We start from the raw sequence: 21,771 nt of genomic DNA, 5'->3' as shown, positions 1-21,771 counted from the left end.
CGATAAGAGTTTTTTATTTACCATATGAATAAATCGATTGCTTACTAAACAGCTAAACTCCTGAATTAAACCCAGCCACGGAATCTGGATGCTTCGGCCATTTTCCTTACACCGACCATATATGCTGCCAAACGCATATCCACACGTCTTGTTTCAGCTGTGTTATATATCGAATTAAAGGATCTAATCATAATTTCATGAAGCTTTTTATCGATTTCTTCTTCCGACCAATAATACCCTTGATTATTTTGAACCCATTCAAAGTATGATACGGTAACCCCACCAGCCGATGCTAATACGTCAGGAACTAAAAGAATTCCTCGTTCTGTTAAAATTTTAGTAGCTTCCATTGTTGTTGGACCATTCGCTGCTTCTACAACAATGCTTGCCTTAATATTATGTGCATTGTCTTGTGTAATTTGATTCTCTACGGCAGCAGGAACAATAATATCGCAATCCAATTCAAACAATTCTTTGTTTGAGATTGTATTGTTAAACAGCTTGGTTACGGTTCCAAAACTATCTCTTCGATCAAGCAAATAATCAATATCCAGACCATCCGGATCATGCAGCGCACCATAAGCATCAGAAATACCAACAACTTTTGCCCCTGCATCATGCAAAAACTTAGATAGGAAACTTCCAGCGTTTCCAAATCCTTGAACGACTACCCTTGCACCTTTTAATTCAATTCCCTTTTTCTTCGCAGCTTCATTAAGTACAATCGTAACTCCTTTTGCTGTAGCAGATTCTCTTCCGTGCGAACCACCTAGAACAATTGGTTTCCCCGTAATAAAACCAGGACTATTGAATTCATCTATTTTACTATATTCGTCCATCATCCAGGCCATAATTTGAGAGTTTGTAAATACATCTGGCGCAGGGATATCTTTCGTAGGACCTACTATTTGACTTACTGCACGAACATAACCACGACTTAATGCTTCTAATTCTCGGAAGGACATCTCTCGAGGATCACAAATAATTCCACCTTTTGCTCCTCCATAAGGAAGGTCAACAATACCTGCTTTTAAGCTCATCCAAATGGATAGAGCCTTTACTTCTGATTCCGTCACATCTGGGTGAAAACGAATCCCACCTTTTGTCGGACCTACTGCATCATTATGTTGTGCACGATATCCGGTAAATACTCTAACCGATCCATCATCCATACGTACCGGGATGCGAACCGTCATCATACGTAGAGGCTCTTTTAATAATTCGAAAACCTCTTCCGGGTAACCTAATTTTTCTAATGCAGTTTTTACAACAGTTCGTGTTGAACTTAATACATCTGTATTTTCTTGATTTTCTTTGATAGAATCTGCTGCTTTTTCGGCTACCATGAACTTACCTCCTACAATATATATAAAAGTTTTGTATAGCCCACTCAGAGTTTAGTATACACGTTCATTTTAAATATGCAATAAAAATAGGTTTCATTTTTTGAATTAACGTTAACCTATTTATGTCGCATCGTTAGTTCTACAAATTTCTCAATCATTTCATGATATTCAATCCCAATCGATTTTGCTGCATCAGGAAACAAACTAGTTGGAGTCATACCTGGTAACGTGTTTACTTCCAATATCATTGGTACATTATCTTTATTTAATATAAAATCAACTCTTGAATAGGTTTCACAGCCTATTGATTGATGAGCAAGAACTGCGTAATTTTTTATTTTTTCAGCTGTTTTTTCATCCATAACTGCTGGGACAATATGTTCGCTTCCACCTGGTGCATATTTCGATTCATAGTCATAGAAGGCATTTTTCGGAATTATTTCGATGATTGGCAATGCAAATTCTTCTCCTCTAGCCCCCATTACGGCCACTGTTAACTCTCTACCAGCAATAAACTCTTCAACTAGAATCGTGTCGTCACTAGCATGAGCGTTTGTTACTGCATCCTCAATTTGATTGGTATCTGTAACAATTGTCAATCCAAGGGTAGAGCCTTCTTTATTCGGTTTAATCACAAATGGTGGTGTAAAAGCTGCTTTTATTTCGTTTGCGATTTGTTCCAAACGATTCGTTGCAGACACCGTGTAGACTTTACTTTTAGCTTGTGGAATGTCGTGCATATTAAAAATTTGCTTCGCCTTCGCTTTATCCATAGCTAAGGCAGAAGCAAGAACACCTGAACCAACATAAGGGATGCCAAGCATATCTAATAGTCCTTGAATTCTTCCATCTTCCCCATATTTTCCATGTAGTCCAATAAATACCAAATCTACATCTAGTTGTATAATGTCCTGTAATCGATTCGGATTAAAATCAATTCCAATAACCTCATGTCCGTTTTCTTTTAAGGCGGCTATGATCCCTTTCCCTGATGAAAGTGAAACTTCTCGCTCACCTGAAACACCGCCATATAATACTGCAATCCTCATTCTTCTGCACTCCCCTTGACATCCTTTATGTCTTTACTAAGTTGTTTAATAAAATAGCTTGATGATTTCCTTTATTGCTTGTGAATCGAAAATGATTTTGCCATATTCATGTAGTCGATAGGACGTCACAATACTTGGGTTCGAATACTCCGACATAATCCCTATAATATCCTCTTTGTTTACATCGGATAAGTCATCTTCATCTAAGATCATATAATAACGTTTGTCCATATGGTATACCTTTCCGCCTTCAATCGCTAATGGAGACAAATAGGACGCGACCTGGATAACCGATTCAAATTCCTCAAAAGAAAAAATTAATTCCTTGCTCTCGTCAAGCGTAACTTTCATTTCTATGAAATCATCATCCCAATACATATCTTCTTCCTGTTGTGTGACGAATATATGCATACCCTGTGCCTGCATTAGATGAACCTGTACGAGTAATATTCCCTCGAGTTCGATACCTAATTCTGAACTCGCTTCATACATCATATCACTGAAAAGGTTGCGGACGCTCGATGCATCATGCCAGAGGTCGTCTTTTGTAAAACCTCGTTCAATCAAATCATCAAACGTTAAAAAAATCGTAAATTGGTCATTTGATAAACGTTCAATACGCATACTGCATCCCCCTCATTTAGGCGCTTTTAAATGGTTTTCTAATTTCATTATAACAACGAATTATAATGGAAAGCACTTCATATATTATATGCAACTTCGCCATTTGTTGAACAATACAACACAATTTCTTAAGTCTATTTAAAATAGACGTTATATCTCCAATTTAAAGTTCCAATGTTGTGGATTTCTCCAATAAATTTAGTCCAATAAGAACTACATTAGCACTACTTTTACTAATAGTATGATTCGATTTATGCAAGATGATAACTTTTTCCTCCACTACTAAGAAAGGGATCGAAGGTACTTTAACATTTTCCCCTTCTGCCTTATAGGCACCATGTCTTTATCCAAACGGTATTATGACAATTCCTTAATGAGTAACCAGAATTCGTTCCCCCATATGTAGTACGCACCAGCCAATCCAAGAATTAAAATGAAAATCACAAATAACAATCGAATCAGCGGACCACTTAATTTAAGGCTTGTTCGACTATCCTTTGAGTGAATTTCTTTTCTGGGCGGGAGGTTTAAAATATCAATATCACGCTTCGCTTCACTTTCCTGCTCAGAATCCGTACTTTTCAAGGGGGGCTCGATGGCCTGACCCTCCTCAATTTCCTGAAACAGATTACGAAGTTCATCTGCTTGATCCTTTGGTTCTTCTGATTTTACATTCACTGTAAAGCACCTCACTTTTTAAAGCGAATCACTAAACCTAATAAAAAATCTACAATAAAATGAGTAGTAATTGTAACAAGTAAGTTACCAGTAATCTCAAATAGATATCCAATCCAGAAACTAATACCAACAACTGAAATAAATAAAACTGGCTTTTTTAAATAACGAAAATGTACAAGAGCAAATACCGTACTAGCTATGAAATAGCCAAATTCCGTTTGAATAACACCTCGAAACAATAACTCTTCTGAAATAGCAACGACTAATGATAGTATAAATATAAAAGGAATCGATTGATTCTGGAATATTCTTTCATTGATGCCGCCATCATCTACATATTTCTTTGGAAAAACCCACATTATAAAGATATCAATGATGACAATGATTAGACCAACAACAACTCCGTACATCAATAGTTCATGAAAATTCCAGTTAAAGTAAAGAATCCAATTAGAAAACGAATCAAAAAGAAAGAAGCTTAATCCGATACTAATGAGTAAAAAGATGCCCTGTGATAGAAAAAGCTGTTTCTTTAATTCTGCATCGGATAATTGTTTGATAAGTTCAGTTTGTTTCATGAGTTTCCCCAACTAACAGCAAATTTTTAAGTCTTTCTTTCCAGTCTGCATTCTTCTCTATTGTTTTGTTCGTCTTTTCGGGTTTCCAGTCATTCCATGAAAATCCACAGTTACTGCAGCATTGATACATTGATTGTCGATAGGATGACTGAAAAGATTGATAGAGATCTTTTCGCAGGCAGTTTTTACTCTGCACCCAACTCAATACCTCATGAAGTTTCTCTTCTTTATATTGCATTCTCTGTTTAATTACTTGCTCGATGGAATGATAGGCAATTTTCCAATCATTCTCTTGATAGACAATATAATTATTGTTTATCATACCATGTTTTTCTAACTGATACTTAAAAAATTTCCAATGATTTTCATTTAATTGCAACTGCTCTTCAATTTGTTCATCTACCGGATTTTTAGTTTCAGTTTGGCTGATTGTATATAAGTAATGGAATACATTTTTCAAATCAGTCTCATCTGGTAGTTCATTTTGAATGATATGATTTGGAATGATAGCATCTCGCTGCGAAAATAGCAATACACCTACACTGGATTTTCCGTCCCTACCTGCCCTGCCAACTTCTTGGATATAAGCTTCAAGCTGTAATGGAATATGAAAGTGAATGATTAAGCGAATATTACTTTTATTAATTCCCATTCCAAATGCACTCGTACAACAAATGATGTCCAATTGATCATTCATAAATTGTTGCTGGATGCTGACTCGATCTACCTGTTCCATCCCACCATGATAAAAGGCAACATCTCTATTTGCCAGTCGTTGCGTTAGGATGCTCGCAGTGTTTTCTGCTGCTAAACGACTTGTAAAATAGATTAGTGCTGGAACATGATACGTATTAAATATGGAAATAAGTCTGTCAATCTTTTCATGATCGTTTGAAACCTCTTCAAGAATAAATGCAATATTTTCTCTGTCCATCGGATAGATTCGCTTGATCATTGCAGGCTTTTCTAACGCGTTCATTATATCGGATTGCACTTCTGGCGTCGCTGTAGCGCTTAATGCAAGTACGGTAGGATCATTTAACTCCTTAATAGTTGCAGAAAGCTTTAAATAATCTGGCCTAAATTCATGGCCCCACTGTGATATACAGTGTGCTTCATCGATTACAAATAAACGCACGTGGATTTGTTTCAGCCTATTTAGTAGCTCTTGCTGCTGTAATAGCTCCGGTGAAACGTATATCAATTTATAGTTGACAAGATTTTGATAAACATTTCTCCTCTCAGTCGGTGACATAAAACTATTAATTGCAACAACCTCCTTAAAGTTAGTTGCCTTTAACTGCTTTACTTGATCAATCATTAAGGAGATTAAAGGAGAAACGACGATTGTCAACCCTTCTTCGATTCTTGCTGGTAACTGATAACAAATGGACTTCCCTGATCCTGTAGGCAAAATGCCAAGTACATCTTTGCCTGCTAACACATCTTGGATAATTTCTTTTTGACCAATTCGAAATGTATCATATTGAAAATACGTTTGCAGTGCATCTTCTAAGTTAAGCGCGTGTTGTTGCATGATATCACCTTATTTCAGTAATTTCTTCTTTGCCAATACAAGTCGAATTTCAAAGTAGCTAATGTCATCGTGTACAGCTTTTTTAATATCTCTTAATTTAAACGTGTTTTCCTGATTGATCACATCGATTATTTGTTGTTGCTTTTCCTGGTTTATGTAATGATCTATAGAGAATGCCGTGTCGTATAGAGCGATTTCTACGATATGATCATGGATCGTATTGATTTTTAAATTTCTCATGACTGCTATTTGATCTATCGTATACTGTTTCTGTAGTAATTGATAGGTTAGATTAGCTGAATTCGTAATTGGAATTTGCTCGATTAAGTCACCTATTAAAAATGAAAGCACAGGGAATTGTTCTGGTTTTGTTTCGATTACTTGAATCATTTTATGGATAATACCTGTAAGCAAAAGATGTACATCCATAATCGACAGCTTCGTTAATTCCGCTAATTGATTCATGCTCTTTCCGTAAGTCTTATATCCTGTTAATCGCTCAACAAATAAAGAGGCATACTTATCTGGAAATAATTGTAACAATTGATACAGCTCTTGATAGATTGCCTGCAATGCATGAGCTTCATTTGACTTCATTTTCCTATAAATTTGTTTAACCCATTGTTCAACGGAGATCTGATCTGTTATCGGAATAAATTGATAAAATCTCATTTTTGTATTGGTTAATGTTTGTATGAGTAGCAGTAACCGTAATTGAAACGTATCTGCAGTTTCATTGTATCGTAATCCATTAAAATACTCGAATGGAAATTGCCGCTTAGATTCAGCTAAACATGATAATGCTTGTCCCGTTAATCGAAAAGCGTTCGTTTCCCCTTCGATCTCGTTTAAATATTCTTTTTCCACTAAAAATGACACTTTTTGATTAAACGAATTCCTGGTCAGATGACGATATATACCATAAAGCGTTTCAAGTTGATAACTATGCGCATCCTGAATGGTTTGAATCGATTTATTTCCTTTTAACAAATGATACACGCTAGATACGGACCGTTCACCATTAAGCTGGTAAAAACATTTTAAAATAATACTTTCAAGAAACAACGATGACAGCTCCTTTTTTTTAAAACATGCTCACTACTCCGGTATTGAAATGAATCGCAATCAGATTTAGAATAGAATGAAGGCTTTTAGGAGGTAATTGTGAAGTGAAGTACACGATTGTTGATAAAGAAACATGTATAGCCTGCGGCGCATGCGGTGCAGCTGCTCCTAGGATTTTCACCTACGATGACGAAGGACTTTCTTACGTTCTCATCGATGATAATACAGGTACTTCCGTCATTCCAGAAAGTTGTGAGGATGATTTATTTGATGCATATGAAGGGTGTCCAACTGATTCCATTAAGATTTCCAAACGTCCGTTTAATGGTAATCCGTTAAAGTATAGCGAAGCATAACGTAGTTACTACTATGATACTGCTAGCATCTTTGGTGATTGTTGTTATTAGTATACATGGAAAAAGTGTTTTTGAAAAATATAATTTCAAAAACACTTTTTTTATTATTTTTACATTTTATTCATCTCTTAAATCAACAGGATTAACTGCTCGCGGAACGTTTATAGGCTCTGCAAGATTGTATCCACTTATCTGCTGCATTGGTGGATTATGGAATTGAACGTTCTCAAAACCATAGCTCTTTGCAGTCATTAAAATTGCTTCAATCATCGTTACAGCATCTTGCTCATTCGTAAACTCTTGTACATCATCAAAGGTTAATTCCAGTAAGCTGCCACTTGATTGAACTTCCAATTGAATTTCGTCTGGAATGGTTTGAGCAACATTAAATTCAGGTTCATTAAGATTCATTTCAACTAAGGCCTCTTCAATTGACAATTCATTCGAAGTAGGTACCGGAATTAAAAATTCATTATTATAAAGCTTGTATAGTGTCTCACCTTGATTCAATGGCATTTCCTCTATAAAACCAATTGGTCCTAAGTCAACACCATCTTTAAATATAGCTTTTTCAATACCTAGCGGAGTAAACATCGAAGCAAGCATCTGCTCAAATACATAAGCATGAGCAGATCCTTCTCCAAGTGTGAATCCATCTTTAAGCTCAATAAGTACCTCTTTATCCGCTTCATTGAGTTCAAATGAGGCCCCTTCCAGTACATATTCAGCTGTATTCCATGAGTCTTCTTGGATATATGCTGCCATTTGGTTATAGTATTCAAGAACATCTGCAGATTCTTCCACAATAAAAGAAATCGGAATTACATATTGGTTTTTCGCATCTGCTACCGCACCGTATACAAGTAATTCATCTGCATCAGCCGAAATAACGTGGCTTCGCGTTGGTACTTCGTCCATGGCAATCCGTAATTCATTGGACTGTTGGAGAGCTTCTTCTTGACTATTTTCAGTCGCTTCACCTGAATTCGCTTCTTGTTCTTCACTACTACCCACTTGATCTGACTCTTCCGCATAATCATACGTAGTTGCCACATCATGATTAATGGATTGATCTGCCCGCTGATCGGAAGTGCTATTGAGGATAAAAGGAATAAGCGCTAAAAGCACAGCTACCATCCCAGTGGCTAAAATAGGAACTATCTTTATCTGTTTTTTCGATTTCACTTTCTGACTATCTGCCATTTTCGAGGAGATGCGACTGTATAAAACCGATTTATCCGTTTTATCCTCGATTACAGGAAGCTGCTTTAAGTCAGCAATGATTTTCTCATAATCCTCATTGTTTCTCATTAGCATCTCCTCCCTTCATGTTGTCCTCAAGTATTGCTTTTCTTAAAGTTTTCAATGCACGATGTTGTGTGGTTTTCACTTTACTAACGGTAAAGTTAAGTATTTCAGCAGTTTCCTGAATGGAAAAAGATTGCAAATAACGAAGGATAATCACATTCCTCTGGTCAAGTGTGCAGTGATTTAAGTACGTATACACTCGTTTGATTTGGTCATTTTTCTCAGCTATCTCTTCTGGCAGCTCGTTTTTATCAGGGATTAGCTCCCCCTTTTCATTCCAATCAAAAAACTCAAGTATTCTATTTCTTTTCCTTTTTAATGAACGGAAATAATCATATGTAACGTGACGCGCAATCGAGAATAGCCACGTTTTTTCACTGCTTTCACCTTTGAAATTATCATATGATTTCAATACTTTTATATAAATCTCTTGAACCAAATCCTCTGCTGTTTCGATATCTTTCACCATATAGAAAACATATTGGAAAAGGTCTTGATGATAGCTATCATAAAATTTATCGAAAACGGTCTTCATAAAGACCCTCCCGTTCAATTATATAGTCGTTATAAAAATAAAAAGGTTACAACTAAACTATAGTGCAAATGAAGAAAAAATACCAACTGAAGTTCAGTTGGTATTTTTTATGTCAAATCTTTTATAAGCATATTTCTTAAATAAGAAGGATATTATTGGATATATGAAAATAATAAATAGTGCATTTCCAATCGCATGGCTTGTGTCAAAAGGGAGACCGGCAATGTAATACGGCCAAAATTTCCCTGTAACCTGGTATGTGGTTAACGATATGATAAAACCGTAGAAGTAACCACTAAATACTGCAAAAAGAACAATGATAATAAACGGTACCCGTTTCAGCACTTTACTTAAAAGTCCACTCATCACTCCAATTATTCCCCAGGATACAATTTGCCATATGGTCCATAACCCCATACCTAAGAGCATGTTAGAAAGAAATGTCGTTAAAATTGCTAATAAGAGAGCCGACATTGGACCGAGCATAATCCCACAAATGATAATTAAAGCTGTTACCGGCTGTACATTGGGGATAAATTGAAAGATATATCTTCCTGCTACAGCTAACGCAGCTAATAAGGCAAGGATTGTGAGTTTGTATGTGCTCATTTACTTATTCCCAGGGTTGTAGATCAAAAACAACAACATCTCCAGGAGATAGCTCATAATCACTAGCTCCAACAGTTGCCATTTCATCGTTGACGAAGAACATCCATGCCGTTTGCTCTTCTTCACTAGCAGCAACTCGTTCTATACTGGTAATAAACGTACCATCATACTCTGTTTCGATGTAGAAGTTTTCCTCCATAACATCCATCAGAATATCACCTTCTTCAATCTCAATCACTTCCTCTGTTATATATTCTTCCCCTTCATTAATAGAAATGGTAATCCGAACAGAGTCTTCTGCAACTTCTTCAGATTGTGACGAGTTATTCGTACTTACAGACGTATTTTGGTTTGTATTGTTATCTGAAGAACATCCAAACAGCAATCCTACTGACATTACAATGACTGCAAACTGAAAAATCCATTTTTTCAACTTAATTCCTCCTCATCTTCATAATTATTAAACTAGGGATAGTTGCTACCTAAAAAAATCCAGCTCCTACCTAAGAGCTGGATTTGTAGACACACAAATAATTATAGACAAAAAGCTATATGTATTCGAATGTCTCAACCACTCATACCTCGGGAGCATTGAGAAAAATTGAATTTGGCAGGTCTACTGACTTATGATTCAAACCTACTTTAAGCCCTTCCCGTAAGATCGCCTTACAGTGGTTCTGCTTATTTCGTTATCAATTACAGTTGCGAGGACAGTACCAGACTTCCACTGGTTTCCCTAATCTAAGAAAAATCAGCAAGCAGGTACCCTTAGATTTTCTTAGATTACCAAAAATCAATATATATCACTTCATCCCAGTTCAAAATTATCATAGCACATCAAATTAAAATAGAAAAGCCTCAGTCAGGGCGTTTATTTTGCGGAATTCTAAAGCTGAAAGCAGTACCTTGGTTCAGCTTACTTTTAGCAAGAATCACACCATGATGTGCATCAATAATATGCTTCACAATCGATAGTCCAAGTCCAGTACCTTTTTTCTCCTTGTTGCGAACTCGTGATTTGTCTGCTTTATAAAATCGTTCAAAAACAAATGGTAAATCTTCTTCTGGAATTCCACTACCACTATCTTCAATTTCAACATAGAGCTCATTTTCACGGTTGGCTATCGTAACATGGACTTTTCCACCCTCTGAAGTATGACGTAACGCATTATCAATAAGATTCGTAAAAACTTGTTCAATGCGGTCTGGATCAAATATAGCATCCGGAACATCGATGTCCAATGATAAAGACAATTCAATCGCGTTATCCAAAGCTAAACTCCTAAATTTATGAACAACTCGTTTTGCATAGGATTCGACTTCCGTTTTCTCTAAATTTAACTGTATTTGTCCAGCCTCCATTCTCGCAAGATCTAGGAGTTCATTTACAAGTCTGCCCATGCGTAAGGATTCCTCGTGGATAATTTGCGCGAGTTCATTTTTGGCTTCTTTTGTATCTGCAATATCATCCACGATTGCTTCACTATATCCTTGGAGCATCGAAATAGGTGTACGTAACTCATGCGAAACATTGGCAATAAAATCTTTACGAAGCTTATCTAAACGTCTTTCATCTGTCATATCCCGAATAACTGCTACTGCACCTCTAATATAGGATTGATCATACAATGGTGTCATTAACATAACGTAAATTCTACCTTGTAGGCTGATTTCCCGAATTACCGCCTGTTCACTTTCGAAAACTTCTTGAAGGGCCTCGTTAAGCTCGGTTGGTAGCTGGCGGTTTTTCTCTTCTGTGATGTCATTTTCAAAATACCAGTTTTCAATATACTTTTTTGCTGGCGGATTAATAACAAGAATATCACCATTTCGATTTAATGTTACGACACCATCTGCCATTGAACTAACAATACTTGAAAGCTGTTCTTTTTCCTGTCTTAGTGCATTAATATGGAATTTAAGCTGTCTGCCCATGCGATTGAACTCTGTTGCGAGTTCTCCGATTTCATCATGTGTCAAAACCGGTACCTTTGTATTAAATTCTCCTCTAGTCAGGTTATAAGCAGCCTCACGCATTTTTATCAGTGGGGAAGTAACCCTTGTTGATAAAAACACAGCAAAAAATGTCGTTAGCATAATCGCAATTCCCGCACTAAGCAGAATTAACTTTGAAGTTTGTGCTTTTGTTTGATAAATAACATCTAACGATTGATAGACAAAGATTGCTCCACCGGTTTCGATTGGTGACCCAACAATCATAATTTCATTATCCTCATCAGGCAGAAAAATTTGTTTTTTTATTTCTCTCTGATTATTGAGCACATGAGTGAATTCTTCGCTTGCTCCAATCCAATCATCGTCGGTCTGCAATAAATCACGATCACTACTTGACGATGTCCAAAGATTATTCTCATCATATGCAATCACGATTCTGCTAGAAGGATCCTTTAATAATTCTGTCATTTCTTCGATAAATTCTCTGTCCTCCCCTCTTTCAACGAGCGAGGAGATTTTTGTTGCTGTTTGTAACATATCATCTTCCGCTTCAAGTATATGGAAATTCTCAAAGAATTCCATCAAAAAGAATGACAAAATAAATAAAACAAACGCAACAAGTAATAAAATTGTTAATGATAGCTTCCCAACTACACTACGCCAAAACATTACACATCATCAACTTCGAATTTATAACCAACACCCCATACAGTTACAATCATTTTAGCGGCCGGCTTGGATACACTGCTTAGTTTTTCGCGAAGTCGTTTAACGTGTGTATCAACTGTACGCAGGTCCCCAAAGAATTCATATTGCCATACTTCTTTCAAAAGATGTTCTCTATTAAATACTTTATCCGGAGATTTTGCCAAGAAGCATAGTAGTTCATATTCTTTTGGCGTTAGACTTACTTCTTCACCATCTGCCGTAACACGATGGGCATCATGGTCAATTGTAATATGCGGAAATACCAATATATTTTTTGAAGATGTATCGGCCTCCTGAAAAGATGCTGCAGTTACCCTACGTAATAATGCTTTTACACGTAACACAGCTTCTCTTGGGCTAAACGGCTTTACAATATAATCGTCTGCTCCAACTTCAAAACCTTGCACACGATTTGCTTCTTCGCCTTTTGCGGTCAGCATAATTACAGGAGTATCTTTTTCTTTTCTAAGTTCCTGACATGTTTCAATTCCATCCATTTCAGGCATCATGATATCTAATATAATGACATTGTAATCATTATCTAAAGCCTTATCTAAGGCGACTTTTCCATTTTCTGCTTCTTCTACAATATAATCTTCACGTTCTAAATACATGCGGATGAGTCTTCGAATTCTTTCCTCATCATCAACAACTAATATCTTAATATTTTCATCCATTATAACTTCCCCCTATGCTTTACACTGTACATGCTTGAATCACTATATATTAAAGTATAAACCAATCCTTGCTAAAAGTATAAAAAAACGAGGTATCCTAATGATACCCCGTTTTCTCTGCCAAATCTAAGCATACGAATGTAGACCTGCTAATACGAGATTAACAACAATTAGGTTAAACATAATTATTGCAAAACCACCTACTGCTAACCAAGCGGATTTCTCACCATGCCAACCTCTCGATAAACGAAGGTGGAGAAAGGCAGCATAGAAAAACCATGTAACAAGTGCCCATACCTCTTTTGGATCCCAGCCCCAGAATCTTCCCCAAGCAATTTGAGCCCAAATCGCCGCAAAGATGAGACCGCCTAGAGTGAACACAGGGAAGCCGATGGCAACGGAACGATACATGATCTCGTCTAATAGATCCGGCTTCACATTTTTTAGAAGTGGCTGAAGCTTTGCGCCAACTCGTTTACGAATGATCAAACGTACGAGTCCATATAATATGGTCCCCGTAATAAATGACCAAATGACAGTATTGAATTTTCTTCCAGCATCTGCGCCTTGCATCCATGTAGGAGTGTCAAACCATGGTTTCATAACACCTTCTGTTAATAACGTTCCTTCATGTGGACCAGCAATAGCTGGCAAATGATAATCCGTCGTAATCACAGTGCCACCTTCCGAATATTCAAATTCAGCATGATAGTCCATGATATTAAAGGTAGTTGTGATAACGATGAAGCCAATAAATAAGATCATGACATACATCACGATTTCAAGCCATACGCTACCTTTGTTCAAGCTTGTCTGATCAATTTGTCTAATTAAATACATAATCCCTGCAGCAAAACTAATAAATAGTATTCCTTGACCTAAAGCTACAGTCGTTACATGAATATAGAGCCAATGACTTTGTAAGGAAGGTACTAATGGTGAGATTTCTGTCGGAAACATGCTCGCATATGCAATGATGATCATTGCAATCGGAAGAGCGAACAATCCAAGAAAACTCAATTTGTAATAAAAATAAAGAATAATAAAAGCTAAAACCATAGACATTCCGAGAAATGTCATAAATTCGAACATATTACTAACCGGTGCATGTCCACTTGCAATCCATCTTGTTATCAGATAGATCAATTGGGCAATAAAACCGATAATTGTTATTGTAATACCAATTGTTCCAGATTTTGTCTTTTTTCTTCTTTCCGACTTATCCTGTCTAATTGTTGCCCCAAAGAAAAGCGTAGCAACCAAATACAAAATAAATGCTGTATAAAGCATCGTGCTACTAAGATTAAGTAAATCCATTAAAATTCCTCCTCATCCTAAAACACAGTAGCTGCGTGCAAGAGGCACGCAGCATAGTTATTCGTCTAATTCCTGCTGGTCTTCAACCATTGTAATTGATGTGTTTTCAATTGATTTCTCAATTTCCTTTTTAATACCAAACCAGTTTTTATTTGTATGTGCAGCAAGGAGAATTCCACCCGCTTTTGGATGAATCCAAATTCTGCGATGCTGCCAGTACATCCCTTGAATAACACCGATCATGAAGATAGCGGAACCAAGAATAAAAAATGGAAGCGTGTAATCCACTCGTAACGTCAGACCACTAACATCATGTAATTCGAAGTCTTCAATTCCTATTTTATATTCATTCTCTCCAGTTGCATCAATATTTTTTCCGATACCAAGAAAACTAACTTCAGGACTGTCACTTTCGGGTGGATATACCATCAATACGAAAGCAGGATTTCTTGGGAAGTTCGTTTCTGAAGTTGGTACTCCATTATCTAAAATATAATCTGGATAGTATTGACCAATCTCAACACGAAATCCGCTATCCAATTCATATGTTGACTCAGGGTTCATAAGATTGATTGTAAATGATCCTAATGATGTCTCATCTGGATCATCGGTTTCATGAACTTTAAAGGTCATATTGGTAAATTCATTTACTTGGTATCCAGATTGATACAGTGTATATCCATCAAATTTAGCCGGTTTATTCATTTGAATCGACTCTTCCAATATTGGTTCCAATTCTGGTTCAGCTCCTGGAATCGAAGCGTTCGTCGCTTGATAAATCACGATATCTGTCTGAAAATTACTCGGTACCACACCTTCCTGTTGAATTGCTTGTGCGAATCGTTCATCGTTTTCATCATGAGTTTCCATGATAAATTCTTTGTTTTCGATGTAATATTCACCTTTCGTTCCTGGAAGAGCAATTTGCTGCCCTTCCCGAACCCAAACATATTCCTCTGTGTGCATCAGTGGGGTTGTTCGAAATATAGCTGCTAATAGAATGATGATTAAGCCAATATGGTTTACATACGGACCCCATCTCGAAAATCTGCCTTTTTCAGCAAGGATATGTCCATTTTCCTCCCTGATTTTATACCGTTGTTTTTTTAGATTTTCTTTAACTGTCTCTATATCCTGATCAGCAACATCAGACGATTCACTATATAAACGCTGTCTGTTTAAAAATGTTTCATGACGCTGTGCCTTTTGTCTTTTTAGTGCTTTATACAAAGGCACAAAGCGATCAAGACTACAGATGACTAGTGAAATACCTATAAGAGCAATTAGAATCATGTACCACCAAGAACTGTATAAATTATGAAAGCCCAGCTGATAATAAATTAAACCTAAAACACCATAACGATCTTCATAAAAAATGGCAGGATCACGTGACACGGCATCTGCCGGTATGTAAATTTCTTGCGGGAAAATTGTCCCAATCATTGATGCTACTAATGCGATTACAATTAGCCAAACACCAACTTTTACGGAAGAAAAGAAACTCCATATCTTATCAACAACAGATTTATTGTATGTTTGTGAACGACGGGCTGTTCCGTCATAGCGCATATTAAGCAATTTTTTTCCTTCATTGCCATCAATGTGCTGATTCCCTTCAATAGGCTTACCGCAAGCTTCACATAAAACTGTTCCTTCGGGGTTAATATGCCCACACTCACACTTAATTTTGTTCATTTAAATCCCTCACAATTGCTTTCATGCTCAATTTGTTTTTGGTTGTATCGCTTGCAAATATCCTTCAAGCCTCTCTAAACTAAGTGCTCCACTAACAATTTCTTGGATTTCTCCATCAGGATTGATAAAAAAAGTGCTTGGTAATGGCCCGACTTTATACAAGTCCCTCACCTCACTCGTTTTATCATGAGGGATTGGAAATGTTAAATTATAATCACCAATAAAACGATCCACGACGAGCTCTGTTCCATCCAGACTGACCGCTACAATTTCAATTCCCTTATCTTTGTATTCAGGGTAAAGCTCTTGCATATACGGCATTTCCTCTTTACACGGCTTACACCATGTAGCCCAGAAGTTAAGCATGACACCTTTGCCCTCAAGCTCACTCAACTGAACCGTCTCAACATCATGATTATTATTGATTTGCTGCAACATAAAGTCTGGCGCTTTATCTCCAACTTTATAAATCGTATTATCTTTTTGTAAGTTGGATACAAGTGCAAATACAACTGCCGCCACTAAAACACCCAGAATCACGGTTCTAAAAATGAACCGATTTCTTTTTTTCTTTTGTTTACTTTTTTTTATTTGATCCAAACTCAAAATCATCACTCCCACACCGTATTATATCATTGATATAAAGTACGAAATTTGACTATTCTTTAACAATTTTGGAAGCTTGGTTTCTGATTTGCTTTATTTCTTTCGGTGTTAAAGGACGATAATCTCCTGGCTGCAATCCATCCAACGTAAGCATACCATACTTTTCCCTTTTTAATTTCATGACAGGGTAGCCTAACTGTTCCATCATTCTTCTAATATGACGGTTTTTTCCTTCATGCAAGGTCAATTCAAGTACCATCGTATTCTTTTTCTTATCCGTAGATAAAATCGTATAGTTGGCTGCTTTTAACATATCATTATCCGCTTTTATCCCTTTTCTTAGCCTGCCAAGCTCTTTTTTGTCTGGAATTCCTTTAATTTTAGCGACATAAACCTTGTCTACTTCATGCTTCGGATGCATTAAAAGATTAGCAAATTCACCATCATTCGTTAACAGCAAGATACCTGATGTATCGTAATCCAGTCTGCCAATTGGAAAAACTCTTTCTGTAACTTCCTCCATTAAATCAATTACAACTTTTCTATTTTTGTCGTCCTTCAAACTGGAAATGACGCCCCTTGGTTTATAGAGCATGTAGTATACATGGGGCTCTTTCTCCAATGGTACACCGTTCACCTCAACCTCATCATCACGTGAAACTTTTGTGCCAAGCTCTGTTACAACTTGTCCATTTACACGGACTTTCCCATCTATAATAAGCTGTTCTGCTTTTCTTCTAGAGGTTATGCCACTTTGCGCAATTACTTTTTGTAGTCGTTCATTTTGATTTGTCATTCTATCACCATACTTCTACTTTATTTTCTACATAATAATAGCGTTAATGACACATTAACGCTAGTTTTAGTTACCCGAATACTATTTTAACAATAATGATGGATGAAAGTATAGCAATTAGGTCTGCCAACAGACCAACTTTTAAAGCATATCGCATTTTCCTGATTCCGACCGCTCCAAAATAGACGGTCAATATATAGAGCGTAGTATCTGTACTTCCTTGCATGGTGGATGCTAACCTACCAATAAACGAATCAGGTCCATGTGTTGCGATCAATTCGGTTGTCATGCCTAATGCAGCTGTGCCAGAGATTGGTCTTACTAATGCAAGTGGCATAATATCAGCTGGAATGCCGACCAGCTGCAGCAATGGGGTAATGCTGTTAATCAGAGCCTCCAATGCTCCCGAACTACGAAGTATTGCAATCGATACAATCATGCCCACTAAAAAAGGAAGCAAAGAAAATGCCATTTTGACACCTTCCTTACCTCCTTCTACAAATAATTCGTATGCGGGAACTTTCTTGATAACTGCCAGTGTTAATACGACGAGTAAAAAGGTTGGAATAAGCCAGGTGCTTACTAGCGTAATGATCTCCATAATTATTTCCTCCAAGTACTTTTATAATGATAAAAACGATCAATTAAAATAGCGCTGGTAACTGCAACTCCGCTTGCAATAATGGTCGTTCCAACAATTTCGGTTGGGGATACAGAATTATATTGCATACGGATTGCAATAACAGTTGTCGGAACCAAGGTCAAACCAGATGTGTTTAATGCAAGAAAGGTAATCATTGATCGTGATGCAGTATCTGATCCACTTAACTTTTTCATTTCCTCCATTGCCTTTATTCCAAGAGGTGTGGCAGCATTGCCTAAACCAAATAGATTTGCCGTAATATTCGATACGATATAGCCAATTGCCGGGTGGTCTTTTGGTATCTCTGGAAACAACTTTACTATAACAGGTCGAAATACCTTCGCAATCCCTTTTAGAACCCCAGCGTTTTCTGCAATTTTCATGATACCCAGCCAAAAAACAAGAATGCTAATTAGGCTAATGGCTAGGGTTACTGCCTCACTTGCACTCTCAAAAATTGCTTTATTAACTTCCTCCATTGTTCCATTAAACATTGCGAAAATAATACCTACAATTGCCATGCATGCCCAAATTATATTAATCATTTTACTTCAACCCAATTATTTGTAATAAAACCGATGTAAAAGAATGTTTGAAATCATGATTGTTAGGTTCCAATCGATTTTGGAAAATATGTGTTTCCATCAATTGTTCATCATCCAAGTAAAAAACGGTTTTTCCAATAACCTCCTCATCCGTTGTCAAATAATTTGAAAGCAGAAACGTACTCGAAGTCAATACGTCTATCTCTTCAACAGATAACGGATAGGATATTTCGTCCTCTACAAAGCCGTCCACCGTTAAATTCGTTTCATTCAATTTGTACTTTATTGGTCCTTCATCTGAAAGTGGTTGCATTTGATAATTTTCATATCCCCATTCAAACATCGAGATATGATCCCTCCAATCATCTGGTGCATCAAGCGTCACTGCAATTAACTCCATCCCGTCTTTTTCAGCAGTGGTTACTAATGTTCTACCTGTTTGCTTTGTATATCCTGTTTTCCCTCCTGTACAGTATTCATAAAATTGTGTGAGCAGACGATTTTTGTTCTTCCAGCTATACGATCTGTTTTCGGATATATATGTCTCTGAACCACTTATTTCGTGAAACGTAGTGTTTTCCATCGCATAGCGCATAAGTATTGCCATATCATATGCCGTTGAATAATGAGTCTCCGAATCAAGCCCATGCGGATTATCGAAGTGTGTATTTGTCATCCCAAGCCATTTTGCCTTTTCATTCATTAGATAGACGAAGCCTTCCTCACTGCCTCCCACATGTTCTGCTATCGCTACAGCAGCGTCATTTCCAGACCTGAGCATCAGTCCATAAACAAGGTCTTCTAGTTTCATTTTTTCGCCTTGCTCTAAATAAATGGAAGACCCCTCCGTGTAGATCGCACTTCTTGAAGCAATAGCCATCTCCTCCATTTTCCCGGATTCAATTGCAATAATTGCTGTCATTATTTTCGTAATACTTGCTATAGAAGCTTCTTCATGTGCTTTCTTTTCATAAAGCACCCTGCCTGTTGATTGTTCGATCAATATTGCGTTATTCGCAGAAACAACTGGTGTTGCTTGTCCCGTCATTGGAAAGCCGAGATGTATGACAAACAAAATAAGGATAAGTATTAGAAATCGCATCGTATTAATGCCTCCCAGAAAAGATATCCTTACATTTTATGCAAAGGACACGCCGTTATGCTAGATTAAACAATAAAAAAATCCTTACATGCTGGCATGTAAGGATGGAATTTTTATTCGTTAAAATTGGTTTCGATTTCATCACTAAATCGCTCAAAAAATAAATCTGCTTCGTTATTATCCGTATTATCTTCAGTAGGTTCAGGTAACGGCGGCAGTTCCCCAAGTGACGTCAGGCCAAAATAGGTTAGAAAATCCTTACTTGTTCCAAATAGGATCGGTCTTCCAACACTATCTTTGCGTCCTACCTCCTCAATTAACGACCTCGCCAAAAGTGTTTGAACAGGCCGATCACTTTTAACACCTCTGATTTCATCGATTTCTGTTCTCGTTATCGGCTGCTGATAAGCAATGATTGCCAATGTTTCTAGAGCAGCTTGTGACATTCTGCTTGTCTGTGGTAGTTCTAGTAATTTTTTGAAATAATTACTATGCTCTGGCTTTGTTGTTAAATGAAGTACTTCATGCGATTTCATAATCATTAAGCCACGGTCTTTCCGTTCATAATCATATGTTAGCTCTTCTATGATGTGTTCCACTGCTGATGCTGACACGTCAAGAACCTTACATACTTGTTTTACTGTAATACCTTCATCACCACTAGCAAAAAGCAGGCCTTCGACAACAGCCTTTAATTCTTCTATCTCCACAATCTATTCCTCCAAATGTTAGAAAACTTAGCATTCTCTCACGCCTCTTGAGCGATGCCTTTGTTGCACTTATGCAGAAAGCAAAGTTTTATTCGTTACTTTCTGCAAATATATACAATGTATCGAAATGCTTTGTTTGTTTGCAATAAATTTCCTTCGCTTTCATAAGCTCTAAAATCGCTATAAAGGTGACAACAACATGAGACCTTGATGGATAAGGAAATAAATGATCAAATTCTATCCCTTTTTCTTTTGATGTCTTCACTTTTGCCAACACATCCCGCATTCGTTGCTCAATAGGGATGTCCATCCGCTGCACAGTAGTATCTAGTGGCTTATTCCATTTCTTTCGCTCAAACATCTTACCTAAAGCACCAAGCATATCATAGATGGAGACATCTCCCTGTACAACCGGCTGTTTTTCAAATGCTAATTCATCGAAGACGGTTGGTGGTCTTGTGAATATTTGATTCGCTTCAATTTCCTTTTCTTTCAGCCGTTCAGCTGCTTCTTTATATTTCCGATATTCGATCAGACGTTGCATCAATTCTTCTCTCGGATCTTCCATATATTCTTCGGTCTCATCATCTACAATGATTTCTTGTTTAGGTAATAGCATTTGACTTTTAATCGCCACTAGCGTGGAAGCCATGACTAGATATTCACTTGCAATATTTAATTCCAGTTGTTGCATCGTATGTATATACTCCATGTATTGTTTTGTTATTTGTGCCATGGGAATGTCGTATATATCAATTTCATACTGATTGATTAAATGCAGTAATAAATCAAGCGGCCCCTCAAATGCTTCTAATTTCACCTCGTATGCTTGATTCACGGTGGTTCCGTCCTTTCCTTTACAAAATAAGCCTTTTTGACCTAACTATTTCCAATTTGAAGCATAGCGTTATTTTACGATCAATAAAAATCTTAAAATCATTTGATTTGATAATTAAACGTACGCACAGCAGTCACCTATGCTATTGTCCGATGCAAAGTTATTAAAGATTAGCATATGCGCCCATACAACACGCTTTCTCTTATCATAAGCTATTAGCGTAAGATAAATGTTACCACAAAACATTTCTGGAAAGAAGAAAAAGGAGGAAGTTCGTTATGAGTCACAGTTATGGTGGAGGCTTTGCGTTAATTGTAGTTTTGTTCATTCTCTTGATTATTGTCGGTTGTGCTTGGTTCTAAATAGATAGCCGAAAAATTATATAGCATGAAAAGCACTGGAGTTACCAAGGCTACGGATGCGGTACGGTTATCCATAAATGAGAACAGAACCAAATCTTTGCTAAGTGTTCATGTAAGATAAAAACATTGTA

24 protein-coding genes and 1 riboswitch are annotated in these 21,771 nt (G+C 36.9%); of the genes, 2 read left to right on the top strand and 22 right to left on the bottom strand.

Translation table 11 applies throughout. The annotated features are described in order from the left end of the window. Positions 1 to 65 precede the first annotated feature (65 nt). From F1560_RS20450 to F1560_RS20420, 7 genes are all read right to left on the bottom strand, one after another. A complete protein-coding gene (locus F1560_RS20450) occupies positions 66 to 1,346 on the bottom strand; it encodes a Glu/Leu/Phe/Val family dehydrogenase (RefSeq protein WP_095308935.1) in 1,281 nt (426 codons plus the stop codon). 116 nt (positions 1,347 to 1,462) lie between these two features. Then, positions 1,463 to 2,395: a D-alanine--D-alanine ligase family protein gene (locus F1560_RS20445; RefSeq protein WP_149476466.1), complete on the bottom strand. Its 933-nt coding sequence runs from the start codon at positions 2,393 to 2,395 to the stop codon at positions 1,463 to 1,465. 45 nt (positions 2,396 to 2,440) lie between these two features. Beyond that, complete coding sequence (locus F1560_RS20440) at positions 2,441 to 3,019, bottom strand: genetic competence negative regulator (RefSeq protein WP_149476465.1); 579 nt, start codon at positions 3,017 to 3,019, stop codon at positions 2,441 to 2,443. Positions 3,020 to 3,376: 357 nt separating this feature from the next. Further along, on the bottom strand, positions 3,377 to 3,697 hold the full coding sequence (locus F1560_RS20435; protein ID WP_149476464.1) for a sulfite exporter TauE/SafE family protein: 321 nt from the start codon (positions 3,695 to 3,697) through the stop codon (positions 3,377 to 3,379). Positions 3,698 to 3,708: 11 nt separating this feature from the next. After that, a complete protein-coding gene (locus F1560_RS20430; RefSeq protein WP_149476463.1) occupies positions 3,709 to 4,275 on the bottom strand; it encodes a CPBP family intramembrane glutamic endopeptidase in 567 nt (188 codons plus the stop codon). Further along, entirely contained in the window at positions 4,262 to 5,812 is a 1,551-nt protein-coding gene (locus tag F1560_RS20425; RefSeq protein ID WP_149476462.1) for a RecQ family ATP-dependent DNA helicase, read from the bottom strand. Before F1560_RS20425 ends, F1560_RS20430 begins: the two co-directional genes overlap by 14 nt. A 9-nt stretch (positions 5,813 to 5,821) precedes the next feature. Then, positions 5,822 to 6,877 carry a YpbB family protein gene (locus F1560_RS20420; RefSeq protein ID WP_149476461.1) on the bottom strand — a complete coding sequence of 352 codons (1,056 nt, stop codon included), beginning with the start codon at positions 6,875 to 6,877 and terminating at the stop codon, positions 5,822 to 5,824. Positions 6,878 to 6,981: 104 nt separating this feature from the next. On the opposite strand from F1560_RS20420, the gene F1560_RS20415 reads away from it, so the two are divergent. Next, on the top strand, positions 6,982 to 7,233 hold the full coding sequence (locus F1560_RS20415) for a ferredoxin (RefSeq protein WP_149476460.1): 252 nt from the start codon (positions 6,982 to 6,984) through the stop codon (positions 7,231 to 7,233). 117 nt (positions 7,234 to 7,350) lie between these two features. On the opposite strand, the gene F1560_RS20410 is transcribed toward F1560_RS20415, so the two are convergent. The 15 genes from F1560_RS20410 to F1560_RS20340 all read right to left on the bottom strand — a co-directional run bounded on the left by F1560_RS20410 (position 7,351) and on the right by F1560_RS20340 (position 21,278). Next, on the bottom strand, positions 7,351 to 8,544 hold the full coding sequence (locus F1560_RS20410; RefSeq protein ID WP_149476459.1) for a hypothetical protein: 1,194 nt from the start codon (positions 8,542 to 8,544) through the stop codon (positions 7,351 to 7,353). Beyond that, positions 8,531 to 9,076: an RNA polymerase sigma factor SigX gene (locus F1560_RS20405; RefSeq protein ID WP_149476458.1), complete on the bottom strand. Its 546-nt coding sequence runs from the start codon at positions 9,074 to 9,076 to the stop codon at positions 8,531 to 8,533. Before F1560_RS20405 ends, F1560_RS20410 begins: the two co-directional genes overlap by 14 nt. A gap of 93 nt (positions 9,077 to 9,169) precedes the next feature. Continuing rightward, the gene (locus F1560_RS20400; protein WP_149476457.1) at positions 9,170 to 9,685 is read right to left on the bottom strand and encodes an ECF transporter S component; all 516 of its coding nucleotides are present in this window, start codon (positions 9,683 to 9,685) and stop codon (positions 9,170 to 9,172) included. 4 nt (positions 9,686 to 9,689) lie between these two features. Further along, entirely contained in the window at positions 9,690 to 10,118 is a 429-nt protein-coding gene (locus F1560_RS20395; RefSeq protein WP_245347713.1) for a DUF4430 domain-containing protein, read from the bottom strand. 159 nt (positions 10,119 to 10,277) lie between these two features. Further along, positions 10,278 to 10,463: riboswitch (cobalamin riboswitch) on the bottom strand. Between the two features lie 80 nt (positions 10,464 to 10,543). After that, on the bottom strand, positions 10,544 to 12,310 hold the full coding sequence (locus tag F1560_RS20390; protein WP_149476456.1) for an ATP-binding protein: 1,767 nt from the start codon (positions 12,308 to 12,310) through the stop codon (positions 10,544 to 10,546). Then, positions 12,310 to 13,026: a response regulator transcription factor gene (locus F1560_RS20385; RefSeq protein WP_149476455.1), complete on the bottom strand. Its 717-nt coding sequence runs from the start codon at positions 13,024 to 13,026 to the stop codon at positions 12,310 to 12,312. Before F1560_RS20385 ends, F1560_RS20390 begins: the two co-directional genes overlap by 1 nt. A 126-nt stretch (positions 13,027 to 13,152) precedes the next feature. Then, on the bottom strand, positions 13,153 to 14,343 hold the full coding sequence (gene ccsB, locus F1560_RS20380) for a c-type cytochrome biogenesis protein CcsB (RefSeq protein WP_149476454.1): 1,191 nt from the start codon (positions 14,341 to 14,343) through the stop codon (positions 13,153 to 13,155). A gap of 57 nt (positions 14,344 to 14,400) precedes the next feature. Beyond that, complete coding sequence (gene resB, locus F1560_RS20375) at positions 14,401 to 16,038, bottom strand: cytochrome c biogenesis protein ResB (protein ID WP_149476453.1); 1,638 nt, start codon at positions 16,036 to 16,038, stop codon at positions 14,401 to 14,403. Between the two features lie 27 nt (positions 16,039 to 16,065). After that, the gene (gene resA / locus F1560_RS20370; RefSeq protein ID WP_149476452.1) at positions 16,066 to 16,644 is read right to left on the bottom strand and encodes a thiol-disulfide oxidoreductase ResA; all 579 of its coding nucleotides are present in this window, start codon (positions 16,642 to 16,644) and stop codon (positions 16,066 to 16,068) included. 52 nt (positions 16,645 to 16,696) lie between these two features. After that, positions 16,697 to 17,440, bottom strand: coding sequence for a pseudouridine synthase (locus tag F1560_RS20365; RefSeq protein WP_149476451.1), 744 nt, complete (start codon positions 17,438 to 17,440; stop codon positions 16,697 to 16,699). A 70-nt stretch (positions 17,441 to 17,510) separates the two neighbouring features. Then, positions 17,511 to 18,041, bottom strand: coding sequence for a spore maturation protein (locus tag F1560_RS20360; protein WP_149476450.1), 531 nt, complete (start codon positions 18,039 to 18,041; stop codon positions 17,511 to 17,513). Positions 18,042 to 18,043: 2 nt separating this feature from the next. Beyond that, a complete protein-coding gene (locus F1560_RS20355) occupies positions 18,044 to 18,628 on the bottom strand; it encodes a nucleoside recognition domain-containing protein (RefSeq protein WP_149476449.1) in 585 nt (194 codons plus the stop codon). Position 18,629: 1 nt separating this feature from the next. Next, on the bottom strand, positions 18,630 to 19,730 hold the full coding sequence (locus F1560_RS20350) for a D-alanyl-D-alanine carboxypeptidase family protein (protein WP_149476448.1): 1,101 nt from the start codon (positions 19,728 to 19,730) through the stop codon (positions 18,630 to 18,632). Between the two features lie 113 nt (positions 19,731 to 19,843). Next, complete coding sequence (gene scpB / locus F1560_RS20345) at positions 19,844 to 20,440, bottom strand: SMC-Scp complex subunit ScpB (protein WP_149476447.1); 597 nt, start codon at positions 20,438 to 20,440, stop codon at positions 19,844 to 19,846. A gap of 88 nt (positions 20,441 to 20,528) precedes the next feature. Next, positions 20,529 to 21,278, bottom strand: coding sequence for a segregation/condensation protein A (locus tag F1560_RS20340; RefSeq protein ID WP_149476446.1), 750 nt, complete (start codon positions 21,276 to 21,278; stop codon positions 20,529 to 20,531). 278 nt (positions 21,279 to 21,556) lie between these two features. On the opposite strand from F1560_RS20340, the gene F1560_RS20335 reads away from it, so the two are divergent. Further along, positions 21,557 to 21,640 (top strand): YjcZ family sporulation protein, encoded by an 84-nt coding sequence (locus F1560_RS20335; RefSeq protein ID WP_149476516.1) that lies wholly within the window; start codon positions 21,557 to 21,559, stop codon positions 21,638 to 21,640. Positions 21,641 to 21,771: the final 131 nt, after the last annotated feature.

It is taken from the genome of Oceanobacillus polygoni, from assembly GCF_008304605.1.
Classification (GTDB): Bacteria; Bacillota; Bacilli; order Bacillales; family Amphibacillaceae; genus Oceanobacillus; species Oceanobacillus polygoni.
Note: the sequence above shows the minus strand (reverse complement) of the source record. Positions and strands in the feature narration are given on the sequence as shown.

Excerpts from the sequence above, each read along its gene's own strand:
- F1560_RS20450 (WP_095308935.1), bottom strand. The coding sequence starts at position 1,346 with ATGGTAGCCGAAAAAGCAGCAGATTCTATCAAAGAAAATCAAGAAAAT.
- F1560_RS20425 (WP_149476462.1), bottom strand. The coding sequence starts at position 5,812 with ATGCAACAACACGCGCTTAACTTAGAAGATGCACTGCAAACGTATTTT.
- F1560_RS20385 (WP_149476455.1), bottom strand. The coding sequence starts at position 13,026 with ATGGATGAAAATATTAAGATATTAGTTGTTGATGATGAGGAAAGAATT.
- F1560_RS20410 (WP_149476459.1), bottom strand. The coding sequence starts at position 8,544 with ATGAGAAACAATGAGGATTATGAGAAAATCATTGCTGACTTAAAGCAG.
- F1560_RS20360 (WP_149476450.1), bottom strand. The coding sequence starts at position 18,041 with ATGGAGATCATTACGCTAGTAAGCACCTGGCTTATTCCAACCTTTTTA.
- ccsB (WP_149476454.1), bottom strand. The coding sequence starts at position 14,343 with ATGGATTTACTTAATCTTAGTAGCACGATGCTTTATACAGCATTTATT.
- F1560_RS20365 (WP_149476451.1), bottom strand. The coding sequence starts at position 17,440 with ATGACAAATCAAAATGAACGACTACAAAAAGTAATTGCGCAAAGTGGC.
- resB (WP_149476453.1), bottom strand. The coding sequence starts at position 16,038 with ATGAACAAAATTAAGTGTGAGTGTGGGCATATTAACCCCGAAGGAACA.
- F1560_RS20390 (WP_149476456.1), bottom strand. The coding sequence starts at position 12,310 with ATGTTTTGGCGTAGTGTAGTTGGGAAGCTATCATTAACAATTTTATTA.
- F1560_RS20440 (WP_149476465.1), bottom strand. The coding sequence starts at position 3,019 with ATGCGTATTGAACGTTTATCAAATGACCAATTTACGATTTTTTTAACG.
- F1560_RS20445 (WP_149476466.1), bottom strand. The coding sequence starts at position 2,395 with ATGAGGATTGCAGTATTATATGGCGGTGTTTCAGGTGAGCGAGAAGTT.
- F1560_RS20335 (WP_149476516.1), top strand. The coding sequence starts at position 21,557 with ATGAGTCACAGTTATGGTGGAGGCTTTGCGTTAATTGTAGTTTTGTTC.
- F1560_RS20400 (WP_149476457.1), bottom strand. The coding sequence starts at position 9,685 with ATGAGCACATACAAACTCACAATCCTTGCCTTATTAGCTGCGTTAGCT.
- F1560_RS20355 (WP_149476449.1), bottom strand. The coding sequence starts at position 18,628 with ATGATTAATATAATTTGGGCATGCATGGCAATTGTAGGTATTATTTTC.
- F1560_RS20430 (WP_149476463.1), bottom strand. The coding sequence starts at position 4,275 with ATGAAACAAACTGAACTTATCAAACAATTATCCGATGCAGAATTAAAG.
- F1560_RS20350 (WP_149476448.1), bottom strand. The coding sequence starts at position 19,730 with ATGCGATTTCTAATACTTATCCTTATTTTGTTTGTCATACATCTCGGC.
- F1560_RS20405 (WP_149476458.1), bottom strand. The coding sequence starts at position 9,076 with ATGAAGACCGTTTTCGATAAATTTTATGATAGCTATCATCAAGACCTT.